The sequence below is a fragment of the Inquilinus sp. YAF38 genome (assembly GCF_052113205.1).
Classification (GTDB): Bacteria; Pseudomonadota; Alphaproteobacteria; order DSM-16000; family Inquilinaceae; genus Inquilinus.
Window position 1 is genome coordinate 1 of record NZ_JBFRCU010000048.1, and the last position, 12,060, is coordinate 12,060.

Consider the following 12,060-nt stretch of genomic DNA (forward strand, 5'->3'; position numbering starts at 1 on the left):
GCGGCGGCGGGGCGGCCGCCGGGGCGGCGGGGGGCGGCGAAGCGGGCGGCGCGGCCTCCTGGGCGAAGGCCGGCGCGGCGACGGCGGCGCTCAGCAGAAAGGCGGCGGCGAAYCGGCGGACGGAGAGGGGCATCGCGGTCATGCCTCTAGGTACCGGAAGCATAGCCGCTGCGGCAAGCAGAGGTGGCGTTCTGCGACACTGTCCCGGGTGGCTTGACAGGGGCGGCGGCGGGCGCGTATACGCTCGGCCCCGATGGCTGGGTAGCTCAGTGGTAGAGCAGGGGAATCATAATCCCTTGGTCGGGGGTTCAAATCCCTCCCCAGCTACCAAGATTGGAACCGCGGAAACTCGCGGCTTTCCCTTGTAATTCAAGGCGCTTGCAGGCGGGATGGCGTTAAATCGCTATCCCGCCTTTCTGTTCTCGCTTTGTCGATTGCAATTAGACGAGCCGGACCACCAGAGCGTCTCGGGGCGGGAGCACCACTTCGCCATCCCCGAACCGGGCGCTTTCGGCCGCCCAATGAGTCGCGCCGAAACGGAGCGTCCCGTACCGGCTTGCGAGCGTGACGGTCGAGCGCTGGGTCTCGCGCGTCGGGTTCACCACCCAGAGCATCTTGCCCGCTTCGCCCTCATGCAGCCTGGCCTGAATCGCGCTGTTCGAGAGCCGCACATGCGGCTCTCTGCCGGTCCAGGTGAAGACGTCGGCAAAGTAGCCCCGGTTCGCCTCACCGGAGGTCCTGAAGTAGCCGACTCCCGGATGAGTGCCGACCAGCAGTGTCCGGCCGCGACCGTGGCTGTGCTCGACCATCGCAAGCCGGCCATCGGCGAACCGGCCGCGCTCGGTCCCGCCCGCCGGCGTGTAGCTCTGCAGKAACCCGCCGCCCGTCACGGTGCGGCCGGCATAGGCGAAGCGGATGCGGTCGCCGATATCGGGCATGAACTCGACCTCGTGCTCGCGCACTCCGAAGACACGGTGCAATCCGTGGTTCGGCTGCACGACGCCGACCTTGCCGCGGTCACCGAAATAGCCGATGCAGGCCTCGCTGATGAGGGTGCCGCCCGCTTCGACCCACCGGGCCAGCCTCTCCGCATGGGCCGCCGTCAGCATGATCGGGTACGGCGCATAGATCGTGTCGTAGGCGTCGATGTCGTCGACATGCACCCAGTCCGCCTGGATGCCGTTGTCGAAGAAGCCGCGATAGGCGCCCCACATCGCCTCGGCATAGGTCTCCGGGCGGTGGCGGTGGTTGAGCAGAAGGTCCCAGGCCTGGGCTTCCGGGATGACCAGGAGGCCGATATCGCCCTTCACCGGCCGCGCCGCGAACACCTCCTTCTGCTCGGGCGCGTTCGCCCACTTCGCGATGGCGCTGGCCATGTCGGAGCGCGGCGTCCGCGAGCCGTCCATCGCGTAGGAGCCGAAGGCGCCGAACAGCGGCCCGTCGAGCAGCGGCCGCCAGCGCAGGTTGAGAACGCCGGTCGCGCCGGCGGCGAAGGAGGTCATCGTCCAGACGCGAATGTCCTCCGGCTCGGCGACGCGGCCGTCCTCCTTGTCGCGGCCGAGCACCTGCGGTTGCAGCCAGAGCGGTCCGCCCTGCCGCTCGGCATGCCACCACGGTTTGCCCCGGGACGCCGCCCGCGTGAGGTCTGCGCCATAGAAATTGCGCCAGGGCTGGTTGCCCTTGCGCGCGGGCACCCAGGTCATGCCGTAGATCTCGACCTTTGAGGCCGCCAGCCAATCGTCGCAGCCATTCGCGGCCATGTTGGGAATGGCGCCGGCGATGCCATGCGCGGCGATCAGGCAGTCCTGGTCCACCGCGCGGATCGTGTCGATGCGCCACTGCATCTGGCCGTAGAAATTGTCCCGCCGGAAGTCGATCCAGTCGAGACCCTCTGGATAGGCGGCGATCTCGGCCGGCGGCTCGATGTCGTCCCATTCGGCATAGGAGTAGCGATGCCAGGCTTGGGCGAGCGTCTCGAGATCGCCGTATTTCCGCTTCAGCCAGTCGCGAAAGGCGGCCTTGGCGTAATCCGAATAGTCGACATCGGCGGCGTAGTTGACCTCGTTCCAGACATCGTAGCCGAGCAGCGCCGGATGCCCCTTGTAGCGCGTGGCGAGCGCCGTCAGGAAGGCGCCGGCCGCCTGCTTCACCTCGGGGCAGTTCATGGTCAGGGCCCCTGCCCCGCCGCCATTGTTGGCGAAGCCGCCCACCGCCGCACTGACGCCCATATTCGAGGTGAGCGGACGCCCGTCCATCCGGACCTGCCGGGCATGGGCGAATTTGCGGTAGGCCCAGTCGGGGACCGTGTGGGTCAGCTCGGCGATGATGGTCTTGAGGCCGCTTTCGGCCGCCAGGTCCATCTGCCGGTCGTAGTCGTCCCAGTCATAGACTCCGGGACGGCGCTCGATGACGCTCCACATGAACCAGTGGCGGAAGATGTTGAGTCCATCCTCGGCCGCCGTCCGGTAGTCCTGCTGCCAATCCTCGCGGGGCGGATTGGACTTGCGGAAATAGACCGCTCCGAACGGAATCTGCGGGACCTTGTCCGTGGGCATGGGACGCTCCTCTGGCGCAACACTCTTCCTTCGGCGGACGCGGTCCTGCGCCGCCGCCTCAATCGCTGGCGTGTGGATCCCCGGGGCTAGCTGGTCTTGCCGGCCGATGCCTCCCCGGGGACGAAACGGGTGCGGTGCATCATCCGCTTTCGGCGCGGATCCGGGCTTGGCACGGCCGAGATCAGGCTGCGGGTGTAGGGTTCGCGCGGCGTGGTGCAGATCTCCTCGGCCGGGCCCATCTCCACCAGCCGGCCCCGATGCATGACCGCGACCCGGTCGCAGAAATAGCGGACTACCGAGATGTCGTGCGAGATGAAGACGAAGCTCAGGCTCAGCCGCCGCTGAAGCTCGAGCAGCAGGTCGAGGATCTGCGAGCGGATGGACACGTCGAGCGCGGCGGTCGCCTCGTCGGCGATGACGATGCGCGGGTCGAGCGCGAGGGCGCGGGCGATGCCGATGCGCTGTCGCTGCCCGCCGGAGAAGGCGTGCGGATAGCGCTCCATCGCGAGCGGGTCGAGCCCGACCAGGTCCATGAGCTCGGCGACGCGCTTCGTCAGGGCCCGCCCTCGCGCCGTCCGGCTGACATGGAGCGGGTCGCCGATGATCTGCTTGACGGTCATGCGCGGGTTCAGCGAGGCGAAGGGATCCTGGAACACCAGCCGGACATCGCGGTGGAACGCCTTGAGCCCCGGCTTGCCGAGCCCCGTCACTTCGACCGGCTGCCCCTTGCCGTCGACATAAGTGATGCGGCCCGCGCTGGGCTCGATCGTCCGCAGGATCAGCCGGCCGAGCGTCGTCTTGCCGGAGCCGCTTTCGCCGACGATGCCGAGATTTTCGCCCGGAAAGAGGTCGAGGCTGACATCGTCGACTGCCGTGACCGCGTGCTCGCCACGGCCATAAACCTTCAACACGTTGCGCAGCGAGAGCACCGGCGACGCCTCGACCGGTTCGACGGCAACGGGCCGGGTGAGCGCGCGCCGGTTCTGCTCCAGCTTCACCGTCGCGTTCAGAAGCGCGCGGGTATAGGGATGCTTCGGATCGTGGAAGATGTCGTCGGCGCTGCCGCGCTCGACGATGCGGCCGTAATGCATCACCGCCACCTCGTCGGCGATCTCGGCGACCAGCCCCATGTCGTGGGTGATCAGCAGCATCGCCATGCCGCGGCTGTCCTGCAGCCGCTTGATCAGGTCGAGGATCTCGGCCTGGGTGGTCACGTCCAGAGCGGTCGTGGGCTCGTCGGCGATCAGGATGTCAGGGTCGCAGGCCAGCGCCATGGCGATCATCGCCCGCTGCCGCATGCCGCCCGAGAACTCGAAGGTGTAGCGGTCGACCATCCGGTCGGGATGCGGGATCTCGACCTGGCGCAGCAGGTCGATGGCCGCGTCGCGTGCCGCCTTCTTGCCGAGCCGGCGGTGGAGGCGCAGCGCCTCGACGATCTGGGAGCCGATCGTGTGCACGGGCGAAAGCGAGCTCATCGGCTCCTGGAAGATCAGGCCGATCCGCCCGCCCCGGATCTTTAGCAGCTCCGGGCTGCGTTCCTTGAGCCCGGCGATGTCGATCTCGCCGCCATGGCCCCGCAGCAGGATGCGGCCGCCGGCGATCCGTCCTTTGCGGTCGACGATGCGCAGCAGCGCCCGCGCGGTCACGCTCTTGCCCGAGCCGCTTTCGCCGACGAGGCAGAGCGTCCTGCCGCGCTTCAGCTCGAAGCTGACCTCCCGCGCCGCGTGGAGGATATGGGTGCGCAGGTTGAAGTCGAGGCTGAGCCCTTCGACCCGCAGCACCACATCGGCCTCGCTGGCGGCCGCGGCGGGCCGGTCCGCCGTCATCAGTCCCATCGCCGCCCCCGTCATGAATCGTAGGGGTCGGCGGCGTCGCGCAGACCGTCGCCGAGGAAGTTGAAGGCCAGCACCGCCAGCACCACGGCGCCGGCCGGCCAGACCAGAAGCCACGGCGCGCCGGCGATGGTGCGCACATTCTGCGCCTCCTGCAGCAGCACGCCCCAGGAGACCACCGGCGGCTTCAGCCCGATGCCGAGGAAGGACAGCGCCGTCTCCGCCACGATCATGGTCGGGACCGCGAGCGTCACCACCGCGAGGATATGGCTGGTGAGCGAGGGCAGGATGTGCCGGAAGATCAGCCGGCGCTCGCCCGACCCGTCCAGCCGCGCGGCGGTGACGAAATCCTCGCCCCGCAGGGCGTAGAACCGGCCGCGCACCTCGCGCGCCAGCCCGGTCCAGCCGAACAGCGAGACGATGAGGGTGATGACGAAATAGACCTGGAGCGGCGACCAGGTGAGCGGGATCGCGGCCGCCAGCCCCAGCCAGAGCGGGATGGTCGGCATCGCGCTGATCACCTCGATGATACGCTGGACAACCATGTCCACCGCGCCGCCGTAGAAGCCGGAGAGACTGCCGAGGGTGACGCCGAGCAGCAGGCTGATGCAGACGCCGATCAGCCCGATCGACATGGAGACACGGGTGCCGTAGATCAGCCGGCTCAGCAGGTCCCGGCCGAGCTTGTCGGTGCCAAGCAGATACATCGTGTCGCCCAGCCGCACCGGGCCGATCAGATGCCGGTCCATCGGGATCAGGCCCCACAACCGGTAGGCCGGGCCCTTCACGAAGAAGCCGATCGGCACGACCTTGGCTTCGTCGGCCACATAGCTGCGACGGAGCGAGGCCTGGTCCAGCTGCATGGAGTAGCCGGTCACATGCGGCAGGAAACGCGAGCTGCCGTCGGGCTCGGCCGCGAAGAACCGGATCTTCTGCGGCGGCGCGTTGGTGAATTGCGGCCGCGCGGCATCGGGCAGCGCCGGCGCCAGGAACTCCGCGAAGGCGCCGACGAGATAGAAGATGAGAATGACGACGCCCGAGGCGACCGCCACCTTGTTGCGGGCGAAGCGCCGCCAGATCAGCGCCCACTGCCCGGCCGCGGCGATCTCGCCCCCGCTGGTCTTAGGCTTCAGGAGGGTGACGGCGGGTGCCGTCTCCGCCGGCCCGTCGATGAAGATGTGCTCGCTCATCAGGTGAACCGGATCCGTGGGTCGAGCAGCGCCAGAAGGATGTCGGAGACGAGCATCCCGATCAGCGTCAGCACGCCCATCAGCAGGATGAAGCTGCCGGCCAGGTACATGTCCTGCGAGATCAAGGCCCGGAGCAGCAGCGGCCCTGCCGTCGGCAGGTTGAGCACGATGGCCACGATGGTGGCGCCCGAGATCAGCTCCGGCAGCACCCAGCCGAGGGCCGAGACGAAGGGGTTGAGCGCGATGCGCACGGGATAGCGCAATACCGCGCGGTATTCGGGCAGGCCCTTGGCCTTGGCGGTGATCACATAGGGCTTGTTCAGCTCGTCGCTGAGATTGGCCCGCAGGATCCGGATCAGCGCCGCCGTGCCGTGCGTGCCGATGATGATGATCGGAATCCAGAGATGCGCGAGGAGGTCGCCGATCTTGGCCCAGGACCACTGGGCGTCGATATATTCGGGGGAATAAAGCCCGCCCACGCTCTGGCCGAAATACTTGTAGGAGAGATACATCAGCGTCAGCGCCAGGATGAAGTTCGGCACTGCGAGACCGAGGAAGCCGAGGAAGGTGAACCCGTAGTCACCGAGCGAATGGCGGCGCATGGCAGAATAGATGCCGATCGGCAGCGAGACGGCCCAGACGAAGAGCAGCGAGGCGAGCGAGATCGCCAGCGTCGAGCCCATCCGTTCCCAGATCAGATCGGCGACCGGACGGTTCCATTCGAAGGAATAGCCGAAATCGCCGCGGAACAGGATGCCGCTCATCCACTTCCAGTACTGCAGCCAGACAGGATCGTCGAAGCCGTAGATTTCCCTGAGCCGCGCCACCTGCGCCGGATCCACGTTCTGGCCGGAATCCGTCATCATGGCGATCATCGAGGTGAGATAGTCGCCCGGCGGAAGCTGGATGATCAGGAACGCGATGATCGACATCCCGAACAGGGTCGGGATCATGTAGATCAGGCGCTTGATGACGTAGCGCAGCATGGCCGTCCGCGCTCCCTGTTCAGGCCCAGGTGATGTGCACGGCCTCGACCAGATCGATCCCCGGCACCGCCACCCTCACCCGGCCCGCCTCCACCCGCGCCTCCGCCGCCTCCCCGGAGACCAGCAGCCGCGCCTCGGCGAAGGAGCGGCCGGGGGGGATCGCCACCGAGACCTCCTGCCGCCCGACGGGATAGATCTCCCGCGTCGGTCCCTTCATCATCATCGGATTGGTCAGGTTCTGCAGCGCGACCACGAGCCCGTCCTCGCCCTCGCGCAAAGCGACATCCAGCACCGACCGCCCGGTCACCTCGACATCCGGCCGCTTGCCCAGCGCCCAGCGCACGGCGTTGGCGATCAGCCGCTGGTGATCGGCGGCGAGCACCTCCCAGAAGATCCCGCCGATGTTCCAGGGGATATAGACGGTGCGCGCCCCGCCCGGATGCTGCCGGGCCACCACCGCGGCCCCCTGCGGCGCCTCGCGCGGATAGACCTCCTCCATCGGCAGGTCCGGAAAATCGGGCACCGTGAGGAACGGCACCTCGGCATCGGCCGCAGCCTCTACGGCGATCAGATGCGTGCCGCCGATGATCCGCGCCGCTCCCTCAAAGCCCTCCGCGATCGGATGGCGGCCGTTGACCGCGACATAGCTGTTCTGGACCGCCCCCCGGGACGGCTTCGTCGCCGTCACGCCGAGCAGGCCGCCAAGCGCCAGGGTCCCGCGTGGGCGGTTGTTCTCGTCGCGCGTCGAGGTCTCATGGGCCGCGACCACGCTGCCCCCGCGGGCGACATAGGTCTCCAGCGCGGCGCATTGCGCATCGGAGAGGCAGGTCGCGTTGGCGAGGATCACGACCTTGAACCGGTCCAGCCGCTCCGGCGTCATCGCCTGGTCCGACAGCATCTCGAAGGGCAACTTCTCCTCGACCAGCGCCTGGTAGAAGCCGAGATCGTCGGCCTCGGCCTCCTTGCGCGTCTCCGGCCCGTGATGGCGCAGGGTGGTGGCCGGGTCGAGGATGGCGATCTCCGCCGCCGGCCGCGTCGCCGACAGGACCGGCTCGAGCGTCGCATGCAGGCCGAAGCTCTCGACGACCGGCACGACCCAGCGCTTGTCCGGCACCACACCGTTGAACTTGGTGAACCACGGCAGCATGCCCTGGACCACGCCGTCGAGCATCCACGACCGGATCTCCGCGTCCGTCGTGACCGCATCCTTCCAACGATACTTCTCCTCCGGCCCGATCGAGGTGATCAGGACCGCCGGGCGCTCGCGGAAGGTCGCCCGCATCCGCTTGCCGTTGCGGCCGGACATCCAGACCGGCTCGGTGCCGCGCCGGCCCTGGTCGTCGACGACCAGGAACGGGCAGTGCCGTTCGATCAGCTTCAGGTCGAACTCCATCAACGACACGCTGCCCATGTTGGGTATGAAGCTGGTGTTCGGCTTGATCGCCTTCATCGCCTCGTCCCATTCGACCACGAGGCGGCTCAGCACCGTGCGCCGCCAGGCCGTCCAGGCCAGCCAGGCCGGATCCTCGGGATCGGCGGCGAGCGGAAGGTCGTGGCCGGACGCGTCGCGGAAGTTCCGCCGGCAGGTCTCGCAGTAGCAGACGCCGTGCCCCTGCCAGCGATTGGCGAAGATCGCGTCGATGTCGTAGCCGCGGGTGATCTCGCGCAGCACGTCCGGCATGAACTTGAAGTTGTAGTCGCTGTAGGCGCAGGTGACCCAGACGCTCGGATAGGCCCAGTGGCGGCGCCGGTTGCCCTCCTTGTCGACCGCGATCCACTCCGGATGGGCATCGGCCGCGTCCTGGTGGACGGCATGCGGGTCGACCCGCGCCATGACATGCATGCCGAGGCGCCGGGCACCCTCGACCAGCGTGCCGAACGGGTCGGTGTCGCCCAGATATCGGCTCACATAATGGAACGGGACCTTCGACGGATAGTAGGCGATGTAGCCGCCGGCGCTGAGGCAGGTCGCGTTCGACCTGCTGCGCCGGAACAGGTCGATCCAGAACTCCGGATCGAAGCGGATCGGATCGTCCTCGGCGAGGGTCAGCTGCGTCCAGCGCGTCGCCGAGTTGTACCAGTCGGCTGTCCTCAGGCCCCCGGCCGATGGCGCAACGATGTCCAGCATGTCTCGCTTCCTGTGTCTCGGTCGAAAGATGCAACGAGGGGCGCCGGTCAGGCCTTGAAGAACTGCTCCGGCCGCGCGGGACCCGGGGTCGGCCAGCCGAAGGAATTCGGCATGGTCTTCGGGACGTTGACCATGCTGGTCTTGACGATGCCGTAGCCGTCCGGCGGCAGGCTGACGCCGAAGGTCATGAACAGATCCGCGGCATTCTCCAGGATCTGCCGCATCAGTGTCTTCTGCTGCTCGGGATCGCCCGTGGCCAGCAGCTTCTTGTAGAGATCCTGCTGCGCCTTGACGTCCGGCGGCGGCTCGACCGCGTCGGGGTTCTTCGGGTCGAGATAGTAGAGCGACCAGGCGGGGGCGAAGAGCGAGTTGGTCGAGAACGGCACGAAATAGCGGGCATCGAGCATGGCGGCGATGCCGCTGTTCGCCCCGAACTGATGCGCCGTCGCATCGAAGTCGCGCCCGCGGCGCACGCGCGTCTCCCAGAGGGAGCGGTCCATGCTGCGCACCTGGGCGTCGATGCCCACGGCCTGGAACATGGGAACCACCAGTTGGAACATATCGAGGAAGGTGGTGCGGGTCTGGTCGAGCTCGAAGATGACCGTCACCCGCCGCCCGGACTCGTCGAGCCGGTAGCCGTCCCCGTCCTTGTTCGGGACGATCTTGTCCAGCATCGCATTGGCCGCGTCGGGATCGTACTGCGTGAAATCCTTGGCCAGCCGCTCGACATAGAGCGGGTCGCCGGGCCGGATCGAGGCCTGCGCCGGCCCACCCTGCCCGACGAACACGGCGTCGATCAGCGCCTGCCGGTCGACGGCGATCGAGAGTGCCTGGCGGAACTCCTTGGTGTTGAACAGCTTGTTCTTGACCGGATCGGTGTGGTTGAGATTGAGCTGGAAGACCATCACATTGGCGGCGGTCTCCTTCAAAGTGTAGAAGCCGTAGCCGCCCTTCTCCTGGCCGTCGAACAGGACCGGTTTGTTCGCGGGTGTGGCGATGTACTGGTCCATCATGTCGATCTCGCCCTGCAGCACCTTCAGCAGCAGGACTTCGGGATCAGCCACCATCTGATAGACGATACGGTCGAAATAGGGCAGCTGGGTGCCCTCCGGATCGACCTTGAAGTAATAGGGATTGCGGACCGCCAGCGCCTGCTCGGTGCTCTGCCCCGGCGCCACCGTGAACATCCAGGCGTTGAGCGTCGGCCGGCCCGGGTTCTGGAAGAAGGTGTTGTCGTCGGCCAGGCCGATCTCGCGCTGGAACAGCGCGATCCAGCTTTCGAGCCCCCTTTCCTTGGCGAGCTTGTCGGCATCCGGATTGTAGCGGGCGTGAAACTGCTGCAGGTAATGCTTCGGCGTGCGCGTCAGCTGGTCCTGCTGCGCCCAGGCGAGGTTCTGGACGAAGAAGCCGTTGGGCGACGGGAAGACGACCTTGAACGTCGTCTCGTCGATCACCTCGATGCGGGCCGGCTTGCCGTCGGCAAACCACCAGGTGTTGCCGCCGGTGTTGGTGTCCTTGTCGGTGAAGAAGGCGTCGTACCAGAACTGGACATCCTCGGTCGTGAACGGATGCCCGTCTGACCATCGGTGGCCCTTGCGCAGGTGGAAGGTGTATTCGGTGGCGTCGGCATTGACGCTCCAGGACTCGGCCGTGTTCTCGACCAGGCCTGACCAGTCGGGGTTGAAGCGGACGAGCGGCTCATAGCCCTGATACCGGACCACCATCGACAGCGACCCGCCGCCGACCAGCGCGTGCTTCCAGTCGCCGCCCTGCTGGCCGATGCTCTCCAGCGGCGTGACGACCAGCGGATTGGCCGGGAGTCGCTGCGCTGCGGGCAGCAGCTTGCCGGCCGCCACCTGGTCCTTCAGGAAGGCTGATTCCTTGATCTCGGCGGCTCGGGCAAATCTGGGCAGCACCAGCGATCCGGCGACGGCGGAACCGGTGGCGATGAAAGCCCTGCGGCTCAATCTCACCATCTTGATGTCCTCCTCCCCTGCCCGGCCGGTTATGGGAGTGGCCGTGACAAATTGAAGGCTCTCATGAGTCTTTTTGTTAGGTAAAGCGTTATGCCCCAAAAAATCGTCTCTCCGCATGATCGTTGTCAATGAATCAACCCACAAATCCTGCTTCCTGGGAAAGGTCCGGAGGCAAGGCGAACAAAATCTTTATGTCTCGTTATGCCTCGGTGCTAGAACGGACCGGGGCTTGGGACACAGGATCGGCAATGGCCAAGGTCACGCTGGCAATCATCGCGCAACGCACGGGCCTGTCGAAATTCGCGGTATCGCGCTCCCTTGCCGGCAAAAGCGGGGTGTCCGATGAGACGCGTCGCCGCGTGCAGCAGGTGGCGGCGGAACTCGGCTACGCACGTCCCAGCACCGAGCCGGAGTCGCTCACCCTCGGGGTGATCTTCCACGACACCGATCTCATCAACAGCGAATTGCACCTGCTGATCCAGAACGGCGCCCAGTCGGAAGCCCAGAGGCTGGGCTATCGCCTCAACATGAGCTGGACCCATCGGCCTGACGAAATCCAGGCCATCGTGCGGTCGTGCCGCGGCGCCGTTCTGGTCGGACCGCATGGCCGCGAGGGCTTCGCCCGGGCCTATGCGCTGGGCAAGCCGATCGTACGGCAGGGCTGGCTCGAGCCGCTCGAACAGGCCGACCATGTCGGCGGCACCGATCATGAGGCTGGTTCCGCCGTCGCGAATTACCTGGTGACCCTCGGTCATCGCCGCATCGTCTATGTGCACGGGACGCCCGGCTACCGCGGCCGTGTCGAACGCTTTTACGGCGTCCGGGAAGTCCTGGAGAGGCATGCCGACGTGGAGTTCCGGGAGATGAAGTTCGATGCAGACATACGCTTCACTGAGCACCTGCGCGCCGCGCATGCGGACGGGTTCCACCCGACCGCCTTCTTCTGCGCCCATGACGGGCTCGCGCTGACGGTGATGTCGGAGCTGATGCGGCTCGGCTACCGGATCCCGGAGGACGCCTCGGTCGTCGGCTTCGGGGATTACTCCGCCGCCACCCAGATCTCGCCGCAGCTGACCACCGTCAAGGTCTTCGGCCAGCAGATGGGAGCCGCCTGCGTGCGCCTGCTCGACGACCGGATCAACGGGCGGATCCCGCCCGACATCCCCGTGCGCGTGCAGATCACGAGCCGCATCATCGAGCGCGCGTCCTGCGGTCCGATAACGACACCCGAGGCGGCAGCCCCGATCGTGCCGGCTGCTTTGTAGTCTTCCGAGTTGCCGATGAACTCGGCAGCGAAGCGGCTCGCCGGCCGCTCATACAGGTCCCGTGCAGTGCCGGACTGGATCATCTCGCTGTCCCGAGCCACCGCTGCAGCTCGACGGCCAGGGCCTGA

Annotated in this window: 7 protein-coding genes and 1 tRNA gene; 2 read left to right on the forward strand and 6 right to left on the reverse strand. The window is 67.0% G+C overall.

The window, feature by feature from the left end:
- Positions 1 to 255: 255 nt before the first annotated feature.
- Positions 256 to 330, forward strand: a tRNA-Met gene (locus AB4Z01_RS20780).
- Between the two features lie 110 nt (positions 331 to 440).
- On the opposite strand, the gene AB4Z01_RS20785 is transcribed toward AB4Z01_RS20780, so the two are convergent.
- From AB4Z01_RS20785 to AB4Z01_RS20810, 6 genes are all read right to left on the reverse strand, one after another.
- On the reverse strand, positions 441 to 2,555 hold the full coding sequence (locus AB4Z01_RS20785; RefSeq protein WP_441696974.1) for a beta-galactosidase: 2,115 nt from the start codon (positions 2,553 to 2,555) through the stop codon (positions 441 to 443).
- An 86-nt stretch (positions 2,556 to 2,641) separates the two neighbouring features.
- Entirely contained in the window at positions 2,642 to 4,390 is a 1,749-nt protein-coding gene (locus AB4Z01_RS20790) for an ABC transporter ATP-binding protein (protein WP_441696976.1), read from the reverse strand.
- An 11-nt stretch (positions 4,391 to 4,401) separates the two neighbouring features.
- Positions 4,402 to 5,577 carry an ABC transporter permease gene (locus tag AB4Z01_RS20795; RefSeq protein ID WP_441696979.1) on the reverse strand — a complete coding sequence of 392 codons (1,176 nt, stop codon included), beginning with the start codon at positions 5,575 to 5,577 and terminating at the stop codon, positions 4,402 to 4,404.
- The gene (locus AB4Z01_RS20800) at positions 5,577 to 6,563 is read right to left on the reverse strand and encodes an ABC transporter permease (RefSeq protein ID WP_441696982.1); all 987 of its coding nucleotides are present in this window, start codon (positions 6,561 to 6,563) and stop codon (positions 5,577 to 5,579) included. Before AB4Z01_RS20800 ends, AB4Z01_RS20795 begins: the two co-directional genes overlap by 1 nt.
- Before the next feature lie 19 nt (positions 6,564 to 6,582).
- Positions 6,583 to 8,691, reverse strand: a complete 2,109-nt coding sequence (locus tag AB4Z01_RS20805; RefSeq protein ID WP_441696985.1) for an alpha-amylase family protein — start codon at positions 8,689 to 8,691, stop codon at positions 6,583 to 6,585.
- A gap of 47 nt (positions 8,692 to 8,738) precedes the next feature.
- Positions 8,739 to 10,667 carry an ABC transporter substrate-binding protein gene (locus AB4Z01_RS20810; RefSeq protein WP_441696988.1) on the reverse strand — a complete coding sequence of 643 codons (1,929 nt, stop codon included), beginning with the start codon at positions 10,665 to 10,667 and terminating at the stop codon, positions 8,739 to 8,741.
- A gap of 248 nt (positions 10,668 to 10,915) precedes the next feature.
- Here AB4Z01_RS20810 and AB4Z01_RS20815 point away from each other — a divergent pair, with 248 nt between their 5' ends.
- Positions 10,916 to 11,932 carry a LacI family DNA-binding transcriptional regulator gene (locus tag AB4Z01_RS20815; RefSeq protein WP_441696991.1) on the forward strand — a complete coding sequence of 339 codons (1,017 nt, stop codon included), beginning with the start codon at positions 10,916 to 10,918 and terminating at the stop codon, positions 11,930 to 11,932.
- Positions 11,933 to 12,060: the final 128 nt, after the last annotated feature.